The sequence below is a fragment of the Flagellimonas olearia genome (assembly GCF_009184425.1).
GTDB lineage: Bacteria > Bacteroidota > Bacteroidia > Flavobacteriales > Flavobacteriaceae > Flagellimonas > Flagellimonas olearia.
The window spans coordinates 1,340,950-1,361,158 of sequence record NZ_WELG01000001.1 but is presented as its reverse complement, the minus strand read 5'-3'; the positions used below and the strand labels follow the sequence as shown (position 1 = coordinate 1,361,158).

The following is a 20,209-nucleotide window of genomic DNA, read 5'->3' as shown; positions in this document are numbered from 1 at the left end:
TTTCAATAAGATGTTCAAAAAATTTATTCATAGGCCCGTTTTGGCCATAGTGATCTCCGTGATCATTGTGTTTACGGGGCTACTAGCCATAAAACAACTGCCCATATCGCAGTTTCCCCAAATTGCACCGACCACGGTCAATATCTTTATTGCCTATCCGGGGTCAAGTGCCGATGTGTTGGTAAAATCGACCTTGATTCCTTTGGAAACCTCCATCAATGGGGTACAGGGAATGCGGTATATTGCTTCCGATGCCACCAGTGCGGGCGAAGGTACATTGCGTGTGATCTTTGAACCGGGCACCGACCCCAACCAAGCTGTGGTTCGGGTAAAGACCCGGGTAGACCAAGTAATGCCCCTCTTGCCCGAGTTGGTACAGCGTGAAGGGGTCATCATCACCCCGGTACAGCCCAGTATGCTGATGTACGTGAACCTGTACAGTGATTCCAAGAACAATGATGAGAAGTTCCTCTATAACTATGCCTACACCAAGATGATTCCAGAGATCCAGCGGATCAACGGGATTGCCAGTGCGCAGATTTTGGGTAGCCGTAAATATGCCATGCGGGTTTGGTTGAAGCCAGATCGTATGAGGGCGTACAACATTTCAGCAGAAGAAGTTCTAGAAGCCATGGAAGACCAAAGTATTTTGGCCCGTCCCGGGCGTTTGGGAAGAAGTTCCGGTAAAAAGGCGCAGTCCTTGGAGTATGTTTTGGTGTACCAAGACCGGTACAGCGAACCTGAGCAGTACGAGGACATCATCATCAAAGCCAATGAAGAAGGAGAGTTGCTCAAGTTGGGTGATGTGGCCAGTGTGGAACTCGGAAGTGAATTCTTCGATATCTATTCCAACTTGGATGGAAAGCCTTCAGCGTCCATTGTATTGAAACAAACCTTTGGAAGTAACGGTAGCGATGTGATCAAATCCGTTAAGGAAAAACTGGATGAATTGGAAGCTGAAATGCCTCCGGGCATCGATTACAAGATCAGTTACGACGTATCCAACTTCTTGGATGCATCCATTGATCAGGTACTTCACACACTTCGGGATGCCTTCATCCTGGTGGCCATTGTGGTGTTCCTCTTCTTGGGGGATTGGCGATCTACCTTGATACCGATAATTGCGGTACCTGTTTCCCTTATCGGTGCCTTCTTTGTGATGCAGCTTTTTGGTCTGTCCATCAATCTGATCACCCTGTTCGCACTGGTATTGGCCATTGGTATTGTGGTGGACAACGCCATTGTTGTGGTGGAGGCGGTGCACGTGAAAATGCACGAAGAGAACCTTACTCCCTACAAAGCCTCCTATGAAGTGTTGGGTGAAATTGGAGGCGCTATTATTGCCATTACCTTGGTAATGACCTCGGTGTTTATCCCAATTTCCTTTATGACCGGACCAGTAGGGGTATTCTATCGCCAGTTTTCCATTACCATGGCAGGTTCCATTGTCATTTCAGCCATTGTGGCCTTGACACTGACTCCGGTACTCTGTGCCATGATGTTGAAAAACACCCATGGTCAGCCCAGAAGAAAATCACCCGTAAACCGATTCATCGATTGGTTCAATGGAAAGTTTGAAAAGCTTACAGGAAAATATGTGGGCTTCTTGACCAAGATCGTAAACCGAAGAGTGGTCACTTTTGGGACCTTATTGGCGTTCTGTGCCGGTATTTTCCTTACCAATCAGGTATTGCCTGCAGGGTTTATTCCCAATGAGGACCAAGGGATGATCTACGCCATTATCCAAACGCCTCCCGGGGCAACTTTGGAGCGTACCAATGAGGTGGCTCGTAAGCTTATGAAAATTTGTGAAGAGACTGAAGGAGTGGAATCCGTATCCTCTTTGGCTGGATATGAGATTATGACCGAAGGTCGGGGATCCAATGCCGGTACCTGTCTCATCAACCTTAAACCATGGTCGCAACGAGAACATTCCGTACACGAGATCATGGAAGAGCTGGAAGAAGAAACCAAAGACCTAGGGGCGGTCATTGAATACTTTGAGCCCCCCGCCGTCCCAGGCTTTGGTTCCTCCGGCGGATTCTCCATGCGATTGTTGGACAAAACCAATGGTACGGATTACCATGAGTTTGAGCGTATCAACAATGCGTTTATGGAATCCCTTCGGGAACGCAAGGAGTTGACAGGTTTGTTTACCTTCTTTGCGGCCAATTATCCTCAGTACGAGTTGAAGATCAATAACAAAGTGGCCATGCAAAAGGGTGTTTCCATTGGAAAAGCGATGGAAAATCTCAATATCCTGATCGGGAGTACCTATGAGCAAGGCTTTATCCGCTTTGGGCGTTTCTTTAAGGTATATACCCAAGCGGCGCCGGAGTATCGGGGCATGCCTTCGGATTTGGAGAAATTCTATGTCAAAAATGAAGAAGGGGAAATGGTTCCTTACTCGGCTTTTATGACCATGGAAAAAAAGCTGGGCCCCAACGAGATTACCCGATACAACCTCTACAATTCTGCGGCCATTCGTGGATTACCGGCAGCGGGGTATACCAGTGGGGATGCCATCAAGGCCATTCAGGAAGTGGCGGAGCAGACCCTCCCTCGGGGCTATGATATTGCCTGGGAAGGTCTTTCCTATGATGAGGCACAGCGTGGTAATGAATCCATCTACATTTTTATCGTGGTATTGATATTCGTGTATTTGGTTTTGGCCGCCCAGTATGAAAGCTTCTTACTGCCCTTGGCGGTGATACTTTCCCTGCCTGTTGGGGTGTTTGGTTCATTCTTATTGCTCAAGGTCATGGGGCTGTCCAATGATGTGTATGCCCAGATCGGGATGATCATGCTGGTGGGACTGTTGGGTAAAAATGCCGTATTGATTGTGGAATTTGCCGTGCAGAAGCACCGTCAGGGAGCTACGATCCTTGCTGCGGCGATTGAAGGTTCCAAACAACGGTTCCGACCCATTTTGATGACCTCTTTTGCCTTTATTGCAGGTTTGATCCCGTTGGTAGTGGCCACTGGGGCAGGAGCCATTGGAAACCGGACCATTGGTGGTTCCGCCTTGGGTGGAATGCTCATTGGAACCTTGTTCGGCGTATTGTTGATTCCAGGACTGTACTACCTTTTTGCCAAAATGGCGGAAGGTAAGAGTCTTATCAAGGACGAACATCATGAACCTATTTCTGAAGAATTGTTCAGGACCAGTGAGGGAGAGAGCAAGGTTAGGGCCAGACTCCGTGAAATCAATAAGCTATTGAAAAAGATGGCGACAAGAAATGGTAACAACAAGAAAAAAGGAGACAATGATACGGAATAGGAAATTATACGGGGTCGCTGTGCTGGCAGCAGCGGCCTTTTACGCCTGTGTGCCCACCCGTGAAATCCGGGATGAAAACAGGACAGTGCCCGAGCAATATCAAAGCCAATCCACAGATACCGTGAATACAGGAGCGGTACAATGGAAGGAGTTCTTTAAAGACCCCAACCTTGTGGCCTTGATTGATACGGCCTTGGTGAACAACCAAGAGTTGAATATTATTTTCCAGCAGGTGGATATGGCCAAGAACGGAATTCAGGCCAAAAAAGGGGAGTATTTGCCCTTTGTGAACCTTTTGGCAGGAGCCGAAGTGGAAAAAGTGGGCGAATATACCCGAAATGGTGCCGTTGAGAAAAACCTTGAGGTCAAGGAAGGGGAGGAGTTCCCAGAACCTTTGACGGATTATAAGGTCGGTGCTTTTGCCACATGGGAACTGGATGTGTGGAAGAAGCTGCGCAATGAGAAAAAGGCAGCCGTGTTTGAATACCTGTCCAGTGTGGAGGGCAAGAATTTTATGGTAACCCAGTTGGTTTCGGAAATTGCCGATTCGTACTATGAGCTGATGGCGTTGGACAATGCGTTGGCCATCATTCAGCAGAACCTCGAGATTCAGCAGAATGCCCTAAAAATGGTTAAGCTCCAAAAGCAGGCTGCAAGGGCCACCGAGCTGGGAGTTCGTCGTTTTCAGGCAGAGGTGCTGAAAAATCAAAGCCATAAGTACGAGATCCAGCAAGAAATCGTGGAAACGGAGAATAAACTCAATTTCTTGTTGGGACGAACTCCGCAACATATTCAAAGGGAGTCTGACAACTTTATCGATACCTCCATTGATAGCATTTATGCCGGGATTCCATCACAATTGTTGCAGAATAGGCCTGATGTACGACGGGCGGAGTTTGAGTTGGCAGCTGCCAAGTTGGACACCAAAGCGGCCAAGGCTAATTTCTATCCCCAGTTTACCATCAAGGCCGGCTTGGGATTGCAGGCGTTCAACACCAAATACCTTACCACCACCCCAGAATCCGTGTTGTATTCGGTCATGGGCGATATGGTAGCTCCCTTGATCAACCGAAATGCCATAAAAGCGGAGTATAAGAACGCCACGGACCGACAGTTGCAAGCGGTTTTTGAATACGAAAAGGCCATTTTGAATGCCTACATCGAAGTGGCCAATCAGTTGTCCAACATCGACAACCTGAAAAAGAGTTATGAATTAAAAGACGGTCAAGTACAGGCCCTCACGGAATCCATTGAGTTGTCTACACGCCTTTTCCAATCCGCACGGGTGGAATATATAGAGGTATTGTTGGCGCAGCGCGAAGCCTTGGAGTCCAAGATGGAGCTGGTGGAGACCAAAAAGGACCAGATGCTGGCCCAGGTACATATGTATCGTGCCTTGGGGGGTGGCTGGAATTAAAAACCCCAAATCAATAGTTGTTGTGCCTACGTAATGCGCTATTGGTTTCTCAAAGCGAACCCCCATTTACATTTGTAAATGGGGGTTTTAATTAATTATACTCTTGGGTAACCTAACTGATTCGGGCTAGATTATTCATTATCCTTATACTTCTCAAACCAAGCCAACACACTGGCTATTTTGGCGATTAAGTTACTCGGCTTATTGGCAATGCCATGCGAAGCTCCAGGAATTCGCACCATCGCAGTTTCCACATTCTGTAATTTCAAGGCGGCATAAAACTGCTCGGATTCCGCTATCGGGGTTCGGTAATCTTCTTCACCCGTCATGAGCATGGTTGGTGTGGTTACATTGCCCACATAGGTGAGGGGAGAACGTCTCATGTAGTTTTCAGGATCTTCCCACGGTTTTTTTCCGAACCAATATTTGGAGAAGAACTGTACGCCATCGGCATAAAGAACAAAACTGTACCAATTGATAACCGGTTTGGCCACTACGGCTGCCTTAAAACGGTCTGTCTTGCCCACAATCCAGGCTGTGAGTACCCCACCGCCACTTCCTCCAGTGACAAAAAGGTTGTCTTGATCCACAAAACCTTTGGCCAACAAGGCATCCACGCCAGACATGAGGTCGTCATAATCATGGTTGGGATAGTCATGATGGATCAGGTTGCCAAATTCCTCCCCGTAGCTGGTACTACCCCTAGGGTTGGTATAGAGCACCACATAACCGGCCGCTGCATAGGCTTGGATTTCCGCAGAATACACAAAACCGTAGCTGGTAAAGGGACCTCCATGGATTTCCAGGATCAAGGGGTATTTTTTGGACGGGTCAAAATTGGGAGGGGTAACTACCCAGCCCTGTATTTTCCGTTGGTCATAGGAAGACTCCCACCATAATTCTTCTACCTTGCCCAAATTTTTGAACGAAAATAAGTCATCATTGAGCGCAGTCAAACGTTTGCTGTTCCCTTTGGCATCCACAACCGCCAAATCTGAAGGGTGGTCCGTTGTGCCCAAGGTGTAGGCAAATTTGTTGTTGGATGAACCCGAAAAGCTGGCTGCATTGTAAGGTCTGCCCAAGGACAGTCCGCCCAAGCCTGTCACCATATCGGTAACTTTTCCGGATAAGGTTATGGACGCCAATTTCCCCAATCCCTTATCGGTATAGGCAACATAGAGACCATCTCCCTTGCTGTTCCAGACCATATCTTCCACATCCCTGTCAAAGTTCCCGGAAATCAATTGGGCATTGCTTCCATCCGCATTCATCACATAGAGACGGGTCAGTTGATAGCCTTGAAGACGGTCATCAAAACCCAAATAGGCAATTTTGGAACCGTCAGGGGAAAGCACGGGATTACCATCTGGACCATTACGGTCGGTGAGGGCTTTGGTTTCACCGGAGCCTACGCTGATTTGGTAAATTTCGCTATCCAGGGCCTCAAACTCTTCATCCTTGTGGAAATTGGCGCTAAAATAAAGATGACTGTCATTTTTGGACCAAATAGGACCTCCGTGGTCAAAATCGGTAAAGGTAAGCTGCTTGGGCGTTCCCCCGGAAATGGGTAGGGTGAACAATTGCATATTTCCACCTTTTATATATCCTTGGCCATCTCCGCGATAGTTCATTTGATCTATGTATTTGGGTGGGTCGTTCCATTTGGCGCCTTCCGGTTTGGCCGGCATCTTGATGATGGATTTATTTTCCTTGGGCACAAACATATTGAAGGCCACATACCGGTCGTTGTGCGACCAAGAAACCTGCCCCGGAGCTTGTGGTGTGTTGGTCAAGGCCAAGGTTTCCTTGGTATCCAACCACATGAGGTAGAGCTTCATCTTTTCATCGGCCATATTGGATTTGAAGGTGATTTTTGTGCCGTCATGGGACCATTTGGGTGCAAAATCATTGTGGTTTCCCGTGGTCAAGGGACGGTTGTTGGAACCGTCAAAATTCACGATCCAAAGATTGGATAGGTTTCTGTCGGTCATGACGTCCTTAAAATTCCGTACATAAATGACTTTGGAGCCATCAGGGGAAATCTGCGGGTCCGAAACGTACTCCATGTTGAAGATGTCCAAGAGTTCCAAATTGGACTGTACTTGGGTATATCCCAAAGGGATAAAAGCGACCAAGAGAATGAAAGTGCTGAGCAGTTTTTTCATGGTATTGTGATTAGTTGATTACTATTTTGAGCGACTGGGAAAAACTTGATTTTATTTTTCGATGCTTTTATCCTGATTGACTTCCAACGTTGGGATTCTAACGATTTCAAATGTTGAGGATGCCAAGGTCACTTTACCGTCAGTTGCTAAAATCCTTCTGCCAATCTCTTCATTGAGAAGGTGTTTGGTCATCCGCCGTTTTTTATAGTCCACAATGTACCGCAAATTGAACTGAATCCAATTATCGGTCATGGTGATGGCAAGGGTTGGGTCTACTTGGGCGTCTTCAATGTAGTATTTGTTGACGACATCTTTCCAGCCTGCAATGGAATTTTTCACATACTCCGACAATTTTTCCTGCGCTACGGAAATTACAATTTGCTTGGCCAATTCCATATCCGAACCATATCGGATGGGAAGGTCAAACTCATCCCAAACAAAGGGGAAATCGAGGGAGTAATTATATACAGGCCCTTTAAAGACAAAGGCATTGCTGATTTTGACAATGCGGCCGCTGTAATTATCACTGGACACCCATTCCCCAATCTCCATCATGGTGGTATAAATGCTATCGATGTCAATGACATCTCCTTTAATGCCGTTCAATTCGATTCTGTCCCCAGGTTTATAGACCCGTACAAAAAAGATATAGAAGGAACCTGCAATGCTCAGGATCAATTCTTGCAGAGTGATGGTGATGCCCGCCGTGAGCAACCCAATGGCAAGACCAAAATCATTGATGTTTCCCGTAAAATAAGAAATGGTGATTAGGATGATCAGGAAATACCCGATGACCTCAATGGCCTTTTGGGCTTTATATTTCAAGGAATTGTCAGGAAGGTTTTTCTTGACCAATTGCCGCACCCATTTGATAAGCAAAAAAACCAAAACGACCCAAACCAAATACTTGATAACGGCAGTTGCCAAGGGATGGTTGGCAAGCCATTGTTGAATGTTTGATATGAGGTCCATAGGTTTATTTAATGTCATACGTGATGGGAGCTATTCCTCCCATTCCGTATGGAAAATTCCTTCTCGGTCCACCCGTTCATAGGTGTGGGAACCAAAATAATCGCGCTGCGCCTGAATGAGGTTCAGCGGTAAACGGCTGCTGGTATAGGCATCAAAGTAGGTAAGGGCATTGGACAATCCGGGTAGGGGAATGCCATTGGCCGCACCATAGGCCACCAGTTCACGGGCTGCATCAACCGTTCCCTGCACTTTTTTAACAAAAGAAGGGGAGAGCAATAGGTTTTGCAAGTCCTTATCTTCACGATAGGCATCGGTGATATCCGCCAAAAGAGCTGCTCTGATGATGCAACCGGCACGCCATATTTTGGCAATTTCGCCCAGTTCCAGTTCGTAACCATACTCTTTGGAGGCATCTGCCAATTGGTGCATACCTTGGGCATAGGTTATGATAAAGGCAAAATACAACGCTTGTTCCGCTTTGGAGGTAAAGTCACTTTTGTCAACACCTTTGGGTGTTGGGCGGTTGTACAACGCATCCGCTTTGACTCTTTCGTCCTTTAGAGCCGAGATTTCCCGCATACTCACCGCCACATCAATAGTGGGGATGGGAATGCCCAAGTCCATGGCATTTTGGGAAGTCCATTTTCCGGTTCCCTTCTGCTTGGCCTTGTCCAAAATCATATCAACGAGGTCGCTACTGGTGAGCTCGTCTTTTTGTGTAAATATTTCCGAAGTGATTTCCACCAAAAACGATTGTAATCGCCCTTGGTTCCATTCCGAATAGGTTATGTGGAGTTCTTCATTGGAGAGTCCACCCGCTTTTTTGAGCAAGTCGTAAATCTCCGAAGTAAGCTGCATCAACCCATATTCAATGCCATTGTGCACCATTTTTACATAGTTTCCGGCCGATTTTGGGCCTAAATACGCCACGCAGGGCTCACCTTTATACTTGGCAGAAACCGCTTCAAAAATGGGTTTCACATGCTGATAGGCCTCCCGGGAACCCCCGGGCATGATGCTGGGACCCTTTCTGGCCCCCTTGGCACCACCGGAAACCCCGGCCCCAAAAAAGTTGATGCCTTTTTCCTTCAAATAGGCTTCGCGTCGGTCCGTATCCGTAAAAAATGAATTTCCACCATCAATAATGATATCGCCTTGGTCCAAATGGGGCAATAAACTCTCAATGACTATGTCCACTACCTTTCCGGCAGGGACCAAGAGCATGATTTTCCTTGGGGCGGTAAGAGCTTGCACAAAGGTTTTCACATCGGAGCTGGCGTTTACTTTTGAGGTATCGCCACCTTCCTGGATCAGTGCATTTACTTTTTCGGTATCCAAATCGTTCCCGAAGGCGGTAAAGCCATTATCGGCCACATTCAAGATAAAATTGCGTCCCATTACTCCCAGACCTACTAGGCCAAAATCATACGTATCTGTCATTGTGCTTCGTTTTCAGCTTCTTATGTTAAGACAATTTAAAGTAAGCTATTTGTTGAAATCAGAACCTAAAATAAACCTTATATTCGTTATGCTCAAATATAAAAGGACTTCATTGGATGACGTATGCGATCATCCGAAGAAATTACTCAGCCAATATCAACTATCGTATGAAAAAGACCGAAAACCAAATGCTCGTGATTTTTGGGGCATCTGGCGATTTGACCGCAAGAAAATTGATTCCAGGCCTCTTCAATCTCTATTTGGCCAAGCAGCTCCCGCCCAATTTTGTGGTATTGGGAGCCAGTAGAAGTGACCTGACGGATGAGGCATTCCGGGATAGGGTGGTGTATAAAAGCCCCTATTTGAAAGAGAAAATCCAAAAACTGGATGTGGGTGAGGTAAAAGGTTTTGCCGATAAGCTTTTTTACATGGACTTGGGAAAGGATTACGACACGGATTATGCGCCGCTTCGCAAGCGTGTTGAAAGCCTGAAGGCTGATTATGGCACCTCTGGGAATATCATGTATTATCTTTCCACTCCGCCGACATTATACGAGACCATCGCCCAAAATTTGTCCGAAGCAGGCATGAACACCCAAAACAACGGTTGGAAGCGTTTGATCGTGGAAAAGCCTTTTGGATATAGCCTGGAAACGGCAAGACAGCTCAATAAAGGACTTCACAAATATTTTACGGAGCCCCAGATATACCGGATAGACCATTATCTGGGAAAGGAAACCGTACAGAACCTATTGGTGACCCGTTTTTCCAATAGCATTTTTGAGCCGTTGTGGAACCGGAATTATATCGACCATGTGGAAATTACCAATGCCGAAAGCGTTGGTGTGGAGAAAAGAGGGGGGTATTACGACAAATCAGGGGCACTTCGGGATATGTTCCAGAACCATTTGCTTCAGATTGTATCCTTGGTGGTGATGGAACCGCCCATAGGCAATCAGCCTGAGGAAATCCGCAATGAGAAGGTAAAAGCCCTGAAATCGCTTCGTATTATGAAGGACGAGCAGACCTTGTTCGACAATACGATCCGTGCCCAATATGTAGCCTCTGAAATCAATGGGGAAAAGATGAACGGATATCGGGAAGAGGAGGGGGTAGATTCCAATTCCACTACCGAAACCTATGCTGCCATTAAGTTTTATGCGGACAACTGGCGTTGGCACGGGGTGCCATTTTATGTGCGTACCGCAAAGCGGATGCCTACCAAGGTCACCGAAGTCGTGATTCATTTTAAGGCACCGCACCACCAGATTTTTAAGGACTCGGGTATGGACAGCAAGGATAATAAACTGATTATTAGAATACAGCCGGATGAAGGTATTTTGATCAAATTCGGGGTAAAGGTTCCAGGGCAGGGATTTAAGGTGGAGCGGGCCAATTTGGATTTCTACTACTCTAGTTTGGCGCAAACCTATGTCATGGAGGCCTATGAACGACTTTTGTTGGATGCCATGCAGGGAGACGCCACGCTATATGCCCGCGCCGATGAGGTGGAAGCCGCTTGGGAGTTTGTAGACCCCATTTTGGACTATTGGAAGAATGGCAAGGATGTTCGTATGTACGGATATGCTGCTGGGGTATGGGGTCCTGAAAATGCCGATAATCTGATGAATGGATCTGGATTTTGGAGGAACCCAGGGGAAAATCTCGCCGATGATCCCGGATATTGTGTGATTTGCTAATAACAATGAACAATAAGCAATAAATAATTGTCAGTTCGAGTGCAGTCGAGAACCAGTTTAGTCAAGAACAAATGAAATTAGAGGTTGATGGAGTTAAAAATATATAAAGACAAGCAAGAGGTAGCGGAGCAGTTTTCAGTCTATTTTAAGGAGAGGGCCAATTCGTGGGAGTTCCATGTGGCGCTTTCCGGGGGGAGTACACCCAAAATCGTATTTGATGTATTGGCCCAAAAGTTTTCAGATGAAATCGATTGGAACAAGATTCATTTTTATTGGGGAGATGAACGCTGCGTTCCTCCAACTGATGACGACAGCAACTACAAAATGACCGTGGAGCATCTATTTTCAAAAATTGAGGTGCCAGAAGCGAATATCCACCGTGTATTGGGAGAAAATGAGCCCAACGGTGAAGCCATGCGCTATGCCAACCTATTGGAAATCAATTTGGATAGGGTAGAGGAAGTCCCACAATTTGATTTGGTGATCTTGGGTATGGGCGATGACGGACATACGGCTTCCATTTTTCCCCATGAGATTGAACTTTGGAATGCTGAAGACCATTGTGTGGTGGCTACCCATCCCGATTCAGGTCAAAAAAGGGTTTCCATCAATGGGAAGGTCATCAATACGGCCAAAGAAGTAGCTTTTTTGGTCACCGGGGCTTCCAAAGCAGAAAAAGTAAAGGTGATTGTGGAAAAAACCGAAGGTTCCGATGCATATCCAGCTACCTTGGTCAATCCAACATCGGGAAATCTGGTTTGGTTTTTGGATGAGGATGCCGCCGCAGGGCTTAGTCCAAATCCATAGTCACGTTTTCACCTTCCAAAAACTCCAAAAACTCGTTTACCTTAAAGTTGTTGGATTCGTATTTGCTGTCGCGATTATAGGCGGATTGCTTCCGTTCCTTGCTTCGGGCAAACCTACGGATGTCCTGTTTGCTTTTTAAGATCAATCCGGGAACCGCTTTGTTTTTTCCGTTTGTGCCTTTGGATACCATGGTGAAATAGGAAGAGTTGCAGTGTTTTACCTCCCCTGTGGTCACATTTTCGGACTCTACCCGGACCCCGACCACCATGGAAGTTTTTCCGGTGTAGTTGATGGAGGCCTTGAGCGTGACCAATTCACCCACTTCAATGGGATTTAAAAAATCCACCCGGTTTACGGAAGCGGTCACACAGTAACTTTGCGAATGTTTGGAGGCACAGGCAAAAGCTATTTGGTCCATAAGGTTAAGAATGTGTCCACCGTGCACCTTGCCCCCAAAATTGGAATGGGAAGGAAGCATCAGTTCGGTAATGGAGACCCTACTTTCTTTGGACGACTTGAATTTTTTCATTGATTTCTGAATAGCGGTGATTTTTCGGTTTCCACTTCGGTGATAAAATATTTGGTATCACCCAGCCAAAAGAAGGTGGCGTAGCGTTCCTTATAGGTCACTTTGATGTACTGACCTTGATATTCCTTCATCTTTTCGATGATTTCCGTTTGGTTGTCCTCCACGGAAAAGGAAAACACATTGGTACCCGAAAGTCCCTGACTGATTTGCCCTTCCCAGGTCTTTACCACCACACCCCTACGGCTGAACTTGATGAGCTCCCCGGAGCGATAGCCCTCACTGAAGGGCACGTAGTAGATAAAGGCAAAATAGGCTGCGATTCCCAGCACTATGGCAGAAATGGCGATAAATAAAAACTTTCTCACGACTTATAGTTCTAGTTTAGGGTCTTCTTCAAAATCATCCTCGAGGGCACGCTTTAAAATAGGCTCGGGCAAGGATTTTTTGGCTTTGGCCCCCATGGTTCGTAATTTTTCGATACTGATTACTATGTTACCTCGACCATCGAACAACTTGTTCATGGCATTTTTATATTCCCCTTTGGCATCATCCATTTTTTTGCCCACTTGGGTCAAGTCCTGCATAAAACCAACAAATTTATCGTAAAGGGCCCCTGCCTGTCGGGCAATTTCCATGGCGTTTTTTTGTTGCTTTTCGTTGCTCCACATGGTATCAATGGTACGAAGCGTGGCGAGCAAGGTAGATGGGGTCACAATCACAATGTTCTGTTCAAAGGCCTTGTTGTAGAGCGATACGTCCTCGTTTATGGCCACGGCGAAGGCAGGCTCAATGGGCACGAACATCAATACAAAATCCGGACTTTCCATTTCATAGAGGTCCTCATATTTTTTGGCGGACAACTGCTCCACATGCTTTCGAAGGGAGTTGATATGATCTTTCAGGAATTTAGGTCGGTCATCCTCCTCGGCATTGGTATATCGCTCATAATCGGTCAATGAGACCTTGGAATCCACGACCATTTTTTTGCCATCGGGCAAATGGATGATGACATCGGGCAAGACCCTGCTGCCATCTTCACGGGTAAAGCTTTGCTGGACACTATATTCCCTATCTTTCTCCAAACCAGACTTTTCCAAGACCCGTTCCAACACCAATTCTCCCCAGTTTCCCTGCATTTTGCTATCGCCTTTCAATGCTTTGGTCAGGTTTTCCGCCTCTTGGGTTATCTTAAGGTTTTGGTTCTGGAGGTGGTGCAACTGTTCCTTCAAGGCCGAGTGTATGCTGATGTTTTCCTTTTGCGAATTTTCCACCTTTTCCTCAAACTCCTTTATCTTTTTGTTGAGAGGGGTGAGGATGTTCTCAATGTTCTCTTTATTGCTCTTGGTGAACTTTTCGCTTTTTTCTTCCAGAATTTTGTTGGCAAGGACCTCAAACTCTTTGGTGAACTTTTCCTGTAGTTTTTCAACCTCTTCCTTTTGTTCCCTGTTTTTGAGTTGAAGGTTTTCCAAATCGGCCTGATAACGCACCAACTGGTTGCTTTGCTGTTCTTTTTCGGATTGTAACTGTTTGCGTTCCTCATCACCCAACAACAATTTATCATTGAGGGATTTGATGGAGGCATGCAGTTGTTGCTCCCGTTCGCCCCAGACACTTTCGGTGGACTTGGTCTTTAACTTTTGGATGTACATGCCACCAAACAGCCCTAATGCCAAGGCAATGATTCCTATAAATAGATAGATCAGTTCTGTACTCATGAAAAGATTTCTTCGGATAAAGATAACGGATTCCGATGGATGCCGAAATGGAAAACAAACTTACTTATTCACCTTGAACGTGCCCGTTTTGGCATCAAACTGAATCATTTCCGAAGGAAACAGGCGTTCAAAATGATGTTGTTCAATCAGTTCGCATGGTGCTCCGAACGGGTTGTTTACGCCGTCCAAAATCAAGGTCTTATCGCACAACTGAATGGCCAAGTCAATCTCATGGGTGGTAAAGACGATGGTTTTCTTGCTTTCGTGGGCCAATTGTTGCAACAATTTCAAGATTTGAACCTTGTGATAGAGGTCTAAATGGGTAGTGGGCTCATCCAAAAGAATCAAAGGGGTGTCCTGGGCCATGGCTCGGGCAATAAGAACCCGTTGCAACTGGCCGTCGCTCAATTCGTGGCATTTGGCATTTCGTAAATCGTTGAGCAAAAAGGCGTTTATACTTTGGTTGATGTGTTCTTTGTCCGATGCGGTAAGGCTTCCCAGCCAGTTGGTATAGGGCTGTCTTCCCAAAGCAATGAGTTCTTGGACAGTAAGGTTTTTGGATGCCGGGGGTTCGGTGAGGACCACACTGAGTTTTTGGGCCATTTCAGATGGCGAATGGTCCTCCAAGGCTTTGCCCTTTATATCGATACGACCTCCTAGTTTGGATTGAAAACCAGCCAAGGTTCGGAGCAAGGTGGATTTCCCGATTCCGTTGGCCCCAACAATACCGCACAAGGTTCCCGCTTCCAAAGAAAAATTGATGTGTTCTGCCACAACTTTTGCACCATACCCAATGGCAAGTTCTTTGGTGGAAAGGATATGTTCTTCAACGGTTTCCATCAGAATATCATTTTGCGTTTTCGTACCAACAACCATATTACAACGGGTGCCCCTACCAATGAGGTAATGGCATTGATGGGCAATACGTTCACTGAGTTGGGTAATTGGGCCAAGGTGTCACAGAGCAGCATAAGAATGGCCCCATACAGGAATACGGCAGGCACTAAAACACGGTGTTCCATGGTGTCGAATATCTGTCGGGTAAGGTGTGGTACCGCCAAACCGATGAAAACAATGGGACCAGCAAAAGCCGTTATGCCACCGGCCAACAAACCCGCCGCGATGATGATGATCCACCTTGATTTTTTAAGGGAAACTCCAAGACTTTGGGCATAATGCTCTCCCAATAAGAAGGCATTGAGGGCTTTGATGGAGAGGATACAGAGCAAAACGCCCAAGAACACAATCCCTGTTAAAAGCGATAATTGTTGGGTGCTCAAATTGCCTACGCTACCAAAAGACCAAAAAATAAATCTTTGTAAACTTTCCGCGCTGGTAAAATAGGCCAGCACGCTTACCAATGCCGAGGTAATGCTACCAAACATCAACCCAATGACCAATAAGGCCATGGTGTCGCGTATCCGTTGCGCAACGGTTAGCACTACGGCCAGCACCAAAAAACTGCCCAGACTGGCAGCAATGGTCAGGGACACATCGCCCACAAAAGACAGGGAAGCAAAGCTTGAAATGAAGGAGGTGCCCATCAAAAGCAGTGCGGCCCCCAAACTGGCGCCGGAGCTAATGCCCAAGACAAAGGGTCCTGCCAGTGGATTTCGGAACAAGGTCTGCATCAAGAGTCCGCTCAGGGAAAGCCCACCACCTACCAAAAGTGCCGTAAGCGCCTTGGGGATGCGATAGTCCCAAAGGATGTATTCCCATGAAGATACTTCCAAAGGTTTCCCCATAAGCCCGGAAAGGGTTGCAGAAAAGGGAATGGAAACGGAACCCGAACTGATGTTCAATACCAATGCAAGGCAGAGCGCGACCGAAATCAACACAAAGGAAAGGCGATATGATCTTGGGTGCGACATCTATTGCAAAGGCCTATAAAAATGAGGTTCATAATCGGTCAAGAGCCCCGGATGCAGAATAGAAATGAGATCTTTCAATACCAAATCGGGGCGTTGGGGTGCCAATTCATAGAAGACCAAACCTCCTGTGGCTCCCTTCCTGATGGCATTGGAATATACCTTCTTATTGGAAAATGCCGAAAATTGGAGGTAATGGATGTTGGCCTTTTCCAATTCTTCATACGTCCCGTGAAGGGACGGATTCAACCAATAATCCGCTTGTTGTGCTTTTTCGAGGACGGCTTCCAAACTTAGACCAATTCCTCCGGTCTCTTCGGTATCGGCCCAGATATAATCGGTATTGGCGTCCGCTAAAAACTGCGCCATCCAACTTTTTCCTCCAGAAACATACCAAACATCCTTGTAAAGTCCCCCAGTAAGTACGGTAGGACGTTCTTTGGCATTTTTGGCCAGTACTTTGGCCTCTTGATAAGACTTTTCAATATCGTTAAAAATGCTATCGGCCTCCATTTCTTTCTGAAAGAAAGGGGCAAAGAATTTGATCCATTCCGCTTTTCCCAATGGGGTCTGTTCCACCCAATCCCCATTATAGACCACAGGAATTCCAGCGCGTTTGATGATGTCATAAGCCTTGTTGGTGTCGTTGATGCCAAATCCCATGACTAGTTCGGGGTTGAGTTCCAAGACCACCTCTGTATTGATGTTCTCATTGGTACCCAACTCTTTGATCAGGCCTTGGTCAATTCTTTGTCGGGTAGCAGGAGAGGAAATCAAATCGGTATTGGGAAATCCTACCACGGATTCCAGTACTCCCAAGGCTTCCAAGGATGGGATATGTGTGGTAGAGGTAATCACCAAGCGTTCCACTGGGGTGGCCACAATGGCATCATAGGCGTCCCTGGGTAGGGTAATGACGGCCAACTTCTCCCGGGGCACCAAGGCATATTTGAAGCTTTTTTCGGAACCGGGCCAAGCCGCCGTAACCTCAATTTCCGTGAACTGTCCATTATGATTGACCGTGAAGCCCGTAGCGTATTGGATTTGGGATTCTTCCGTAGTTGCTAGGTCGATGGCTGGAGCCTTCTTTTTTTCATCACAGCCCAAAATAAGGAGCAAGAAAGCGACTCCGATGAGAAGTTTGGATAATTGTTTTTCTGCCATGGACCAAAAGTAAGATTATTTAACTTTTGCAAAAAAAGATTAAACAGATTGATTACTTTCGCGATGAATTTTGGTTTGCACGTTGTTGTTGACGTGTGATTAAAAGGGAATCCGGTGAAAATCCAGAACTGTTCCCGCAACTGTAAGTTTATGCCAAACTTGTTTTGGCACCCTTAAAAAGGGATGCGGTTTCTTCTAAACCACTGTCCGACCGGGATGGGAAGGTCAAACCGCATAAAGCAAGTCAGGAGACCTGCCAAATTCAAACAAACAATGTTAAACTTTCGGGATAAAAGTTTGCGTATGAACATCATACTACGCTCCCGTTTATTGATTTAAACGAAATGAAGAAAAATCATTTATGGTTATGTGCCGCCCTTTTGGCAGGCAAGGGACTTTGTGCCCAACAACAAGATTCGGCCCACGTGCAACAACTGGATGAGGTTGTAGTGAGCGATTCCAAATTTGAACTGAAACGAGAGAATTCAGGAAAGACCGTGATCAAGATCACTGCTGAGGAATTAGAACGAAAACAAGGCCAGACCGTGGCCCAGATCATCAACACCAAAAGTGGGATCGAGATTACGGGAAGTCGTGGACGTGACGGCGATGTTTTGGGCGTTTTTGCCCGTGGCGGTCGAGGAAGACAGGTTTTGGTCATCATTGACGGGGTCAGGGTTTCCGACCCATCATCTTTTAGCCAAGAGTACGATCTGCGATTACTTTCCACGGCAAATATTGAAAGCATAGAGATTATCAAGGGAGCGGCCAGTACCCTCTACGGGACCAATGCCGCTACGGCTGTGATCAACATCACTACCAAGAAAAGCTCCAAAGAGAAATTGGCTGGGAATTTTCAATCCACAGTGGGAACCAATCAGACGGCTGATGACCAAAACTACAATTTGGGGAATCTCAGCAATGCGGTTTCCTTGAATGGGACCTTGGATAAATTCGATTATGTGGTGGATTTTTCCAACCGCAGTTCCAAAGGGCTTTCCGCAGCGGTGACCCCGGAAAATGAAGAGGATAATTTTTCCCATTTCAGTACCAATGTTAAATTGGGATATCAATTTTCCAAGGACTTTAGGTTGTCGGTTTATGGAAACCAGACCCGTTATTCCAATGAATTTGATGCCGATTTCATGGAAGCCCCGAACCGCTCCAGAGTGGACCAAAAGAGGGCCGGGGTTGCCTCATCTTTTGCATATGGCAATGGGTCGTTGCACCTGAACGCAGCGTATACGGATTACGAAACGGATTCCAAAAGCACCTATGGTGAGAGTTTATCGGACGGAAAGAATTTGGTGCTCGATTTTTACAACAAATATGTGGTCCACGATAAATGGCATACCATTTTGGGCGTGAACTATCTCAAGGATGAGGCCACTTTTTCCAACGACACGGACTTCAATATCGTTGACCCCTATGCCAATGTGGTGTATGTTTCCGATTTTGGATTGAACCTGAACCTTGGCAGCCGCTGGAACAATCACTCTGAGTACGGTAGTCATTTTGTATATAATCTTAACCCTTCCTATGTTTTTTCATCTGCCAATGGGTATGTGAAACTGTTCGGGTCGTATGCCACCTCATACATTACGCCAAGTTTGACCCAATTGTTCGGGGATTTTGGTTCCAATCCAGACTTGGAGCCCGAGGAGAATAGAACCCTTGAAGGGGGAGTTGAGTACAAGGTCAATGATGGATTGCGTGTAAGTGCCCTGTATTTCAACAGAAATGAAAAAAATGCCATCGGGTACGACCAGAACTTCACCAGCATCAACATTTCTGATGAGATCGATGCCACTGGGGTGGAAGTGGAGCTGTCTTGGAAACCCGTAGATGTGTTGGACATCAATGCCAACTACACCTTTACGGAACGAAAGGGGGACAATGCCATTCGAATTCCCAAGCACAAGGTAAATTTTGCCTTGGGCTACCAAATTTGTGAAACCACCAACCTATCCTTGAGCTATGCCTATACCGGGGAACGTTTTGATACCAATTTCATGACTTATATGGACGAGCCCTTGGAGGCATTTTCCTTGGTGAATCTGTATGTGGAGCATCAATTGTTACCCAACAGGTTGAAGGTCTTTGTCAATGGCTATAACCTATTGAATGAGGAATATACCGAAGTAATCGGCTTCACCACTCGTGGTAGAAATTTGGCCTTTGGATTGAATTTGAACCTATAAACCCTTTCCAATCTTATGTTGAAAGTCTGTTCCTTTTTGCCGGCCGTTACCCAAATGCTCTATGATATGGGCCTCGATGGACATTTGATGGGAATCACCTTTGAGTGCCCCGAACAGGGCTTGCGGGAAAAGAAACCCGTGGTGCGCTGTATCCTTGAGGGCAAGAATTTGTCCAGCCAGGAAATCGATTCGCTTTTCTCGGCCAGTAAGCATCAAGGGAAGCAATTGTACTATGTGGATGAAAGGCTTTTGGAGCAAATGGCCCCGGACATTATTTTCACCCAGGATATGTGCGATGTTTGCCAGATTGATACCGCCTGTACCTCTGCTGCTGTTGCCAATTTAAAGAAGCAACCTGAACTGATTTCCATTAGCCCTGAATCCTTGGAAGATGTTTTTGAATCGGCGATTACCATTGCGAAGGCGTTGGACAGGGAAGAGGTGGCCTATAAGTATTTGGAAGGACTTCATAAGCGTATTGGTTCGGTGACCGATAAATTACGTTCAGCTAAGGCTTTGCCCAAGCGGGTGATGCTCATGGAGTGGATACAGCCTATATTCAACTGTGGTCATTGGATTCCCCATCAGATTGCCTATGCGGGAGGTGTGGACATGCTTTCCAACCCCTCCGGAGATAGTGTGGTCACCTCTTGGTCAAAAATCACGCAATATGACCCAGAGGTCTTGGTCATTGCCCCCTGCGGTTTTGGGATTGACCGAACCTTGGAGGAAATCCATCTGTTAATGAAACGACCCGGATGGGATGAGATCAAGGCAGTCAAGGAGGGAAAGGTTTTTATTGCGGACTATGATATGTTCACGCAATCATCGGCAAATACCTTGGTGAACGGAATAGAAGTGCTGGCCGGAATTTTCCACCCTGAGGTCCTGGAAATACCAGAAAACTTAAGGGGTAAATGTCGACAGCTGAACTTTCAAACAGTAGAGTAA

15 protein-coding genes and 1 riboswitch are annotated in these 20,209 nt (G+C 46.3%); of the genes, 6 read left to right on the top strand and 9 right to left on the bottom strand.

Annotated features, from left to right (window positions below; translation table 11 throughout):
- Window positions 1-10: 10 nt before the first annotated feature.
- Window positions 11-3,280 (top strand): efflux RND transporter permease subunit, encoded by a 3,270-nt coding sequence (locus tag F8C76_RS05905; protein WP_152130859.1) that lies wholly within the window; start codon window positions 11-13, stop codon window positions 3,278-3,280.
- The gene (locus F8C76_RS05900) at window positions 3,267-4,697 is read left to right on the top strand and encodes a TolC family protein (RefSeq protein WP_170283985.1); all 1,431 of its coding nucleotides are present in this window, start codon (window positions 3,267-3,269) and stop codon (window positions 4,695-4,697) included. The genes F8C76_RS05905 and F8C76_RS05900 overlap by 14 nt, the downstream gene beginning before the upstream one ends.
- Window positions 4,698-4,828: 131 nt before the next feature.
- Here F8C76_RS05900 and F8C76_RS05895 read toward each other — a convergent pair whose 3' ends face one another.
- From F8C76_RS05895 to gnd, 3 genes are read right to left on the bottom strand one after another with little or no spacing between them, the layout of a single operon-like run.
- Window positions 4,829-6,862: a S9 family peptidase gene (locus tag F8C76_RS05895; protein ID WP_152130857.1), complete on the bottom strand. Its 2,034-nt coding sequence runs from the start codon at window positions 6,860-6,862 to the stop codon at window positions 4,829-4,831.
- 51 nt (window positions 6,863-6,913) lie between these two features.
- Complete coding sequence (locus F8C76_RS05890) at window positions 6,914-7,834, bottom strand: mechanosensitive ion channel family protein (protein WP_152130856.1); 921 nt, start codon at window positions 7,832-7,834, stop codon at window positions 6,914-6,916.
- 30 nt (window positions 7,835-7,864) lie between these two features.
- Window positions 7,865-9,274, bottom strand: a complete 1,410-nt coding sequence (gene gnd, locus F8C76_RS05885; RefSeq protein WP_152130855.1) for an NADP-dependent phosphogluconate dehydrogenase — start codon at window positions 9,272-9,274, stop codon at window positions 7,865-7,867.
- 167 nt (window positions 9,275-9,441) lie between these two features.
- On the opposite strand from gnd, the gene zwf reads away from it, so the two are divergent.
- Window positions 9,442-10,974 (top strand): glucose-6-phosphate dehydrogenase, encoded by a 1,533-nt coding sequence (gene zwf / locus F8C76_RS05880; protein ID WP_152131478.1) that lies wholly within the window; start codon window positions 9,442-9,444, stop codon window positions 10,972-10,974.
- A gap of 87 nt (window positions 10,975-11,061) precedes the next feature.
- Window positions 11,062-11,781: a 6-phosphogluconolactonase gene (gene pgl / locus F8C76_RS05875; protein ID WP_152130854.1), complete on the top strand. Its 720-nt coding sequence runs from the start codon at window positions 11,062-11,064 to the stop codon at window positions 11,779-11,781.
- On the opposite strand, the gene F8C76_RS05870 is transcribed toward pgl, so the two are convergent.
- From F8C76_RS05870 to F8C76_RS05845, 6 genes are read right to left on the bottom strand one after another with little or no spacing between them, the layout of a single operon-like run.
- Entirely contained in the window at window positions 11,765-12,310 is a 546-nt protein-coding gene (locus F8C76_RS05870; protein ID WP_116217966.1) for an acyl-CoA thioesterase, read from the bottom strand. The genes pgl and F8C76_RS05870 overlap by 17 nt on opposite strands.
- A complete protein-coding gene (locus tag F8C76_RS05865) occupies window positions 12,307-12,675 on the bottom strand; it encodes a DUF8785 domain-containing protein (protein WP_152130853.1) in 369 nt (122 codons plus the stop codon). The genes F8C76_RS05870 and F8C76_RS05865 overlap by 4 nt, the downstream gene beginning before the upstream one ends.
- A 3-nt stretch (window positions 12,676-12,678) precedes the next feature.
- Window positions 12,679-14,025 carry a DNA recombination protein RmuC gene (locus tag F8C76_RS05860; RefSeq protein ID WP_152130852.1) on the bottom strand — a complete coding sequence of 449 codons (1,347 nt, stop codon included), beginning with the start codon at window positions 14,023-14,025 and terminating at the stop codon, window positions 12,679-12,681.
- A gap of 60 nt (window positions 14,026-14,085) precedes the next feature.
- Window positions 14,086-14,865, bottom strand: coding sequence for an ABC transporter ATP-binding protein (locus F8C76_RS05855; protein ID WP_152130851.1), 780 nt, complete (start codon window positions 14,863-14,865; stop codon window positions 14,086-14,088).
- On the bottom strand, window positions 14,865-15,896 hold the full coding sequence (locus tag F8C76_RS05850; RefSeq protein ID WP_152130850.1) for an iron chelate uptake ABC transporter family permease subunit: 1,032 nt from the start codon (window positions 15,894-15,896) through the stop codon (window positions 14,865-14,867). The genes F8C76_RS05855 and F8C76_RS05850 overlap by 1 nt, the downstream gene beginning before the upstream one ends.
- A complete protein-coding gene (locus F8C76_RS05845; protein WP_152130849.1) occupies window positions 15,897-17,057 on the bottom strand; it encodes an ABC transporter substrate-binding protein in 1,161 nt (386 codons plus the stop codon).
- Between the two features lie 54 nt (window positions 17,058-17,111).
- A riboswitch (cobalamin riboswitch) is annotated at window positions 17,112-17,332 on the top strand.
- 69 nt (window positions 17,333-17,401) lie between these two features.
- On the opposite strand from F8C76_RS05845, the gene F8C76_RS05840 reads away from it, so the two are divergent.
- Together F8C76_RS05840 and F8C76_RS05835 are read left to right on the top strand one after the other, a co-directional pair.
- A complete protein-coding gene (locus F8C76_RS05840) occupies window positions 17,402-19,258 on the top strand; it encodes a TonB-dependent receptor plug domain-containing protein (protein ID WP_152130848.1) in 1,857 nt (618 codons plus the stop codon).
- A gap of 15 nt (window positions 19,259-19,273) precedes the next feature.
- Window positions 19,274-20,209 (top strand): ABC transporter substrate-binding protein, encoded by a 936-nt coding sequence (locus F8C76_RS05835; protein ID WP_152130847.1) that lies wholly within the window; start codon window positions 19,274-19,276, stop codon window positions 20,207-20,209.

Coding starts and splice junctions, on each gene's coding strand:
- F8C76_RS05905 (WP_152130859.1), top strand. CDS start 11: ATGTTCAAAAAATTTATTCATAGGCCCGTTTTGGCCATAGTGATCTCC.
- F8C76_RS05900 (WP_170283985.1), top strand. CDS start 3,267: ATGATACGGAATAGGAAATTATACGGGGTCGCTGTGCTGGCAGCAGCG.
- F8C76_RS05895 (WP_152130857.1), bottom strand. CDS start 6,862: ATGAAAAAACTGCTCAGCACTTTCATTCTCTTGGTCGCTTTTATCCCT.
- F8C76_RS05890 (WP_152130856.1), bottom strand. CDS start 7,834: ATGGACCTCATATCAAACATTCAACAATGGCTTGCCAACCATCCCTTG.
- gnd (WP_152130855.1), bottom strand. CDS start 9,274: ATGACAGATACGTATGATTTTGGCCTAGTAGGTCTGGGAGTAATGGGA.
- zwf (WP_152131478.1), top strand. CDS start 9,442: ATGAAAAAGACCGAAAACCAAATGCTCGTGATTTTTGGGGCATCTGGC.
- pgl (WP_152130854.1), top strand. CDS start 11,062: ATGGAGTTAAAAATATATAAAGACAAGCAAGAGGTAGCGGAGCAGTTT.
- F8C76_RS05870 (WP_116217966.1), bottom strand. CDS start 12,310: ATGAAAAAATTCAAGTCGTCCAAAGAAAGTAGGGTCTCCATTACCGAA.
- F8C76_RS05860 (WP_152130852.1), bottom strand. CDS start 14,025: ATGAGTACAGAACTGATCTATCTATTTATAGGAATCATTGCCTTGGCA.
- F8C76_RS05855 (WP_152130851.1), bottom strand. CDS start 14,865: ATGGAAACCGTTGAAGAACATATCCTTTCCACCAAAGAACTTGCCATT.
- F8C76_RS05850 (WP_152130850.1), bottom strand. CDS start 15,896: ATGTCGCACCCAAGATCATATCGCCTTTCCTTTGTGTTGATTTCGGTC.
- F8C76_RS05845 (WP_152130849.1), bottom strand. CDS start 17,057: ATGGCAGAAAAACAATTATCCAAACTTCTCATCGGAGTCGCTTTCTTG.
- F8C76_RS05840 (WP_152130848.1), top strand. CDS start 17,402: ATGAAGAAAAATCATTTATGGTTATGTGCCGCCCTTTTGGCAGGCAAG.
- F8C76_RS05835 (WP_152130847.1), top strand. CDS start 19,274: ATGTTGAAAGTCTGTTCCTTTTTGCCGGCCGTTACCCAAATGCTCTAT.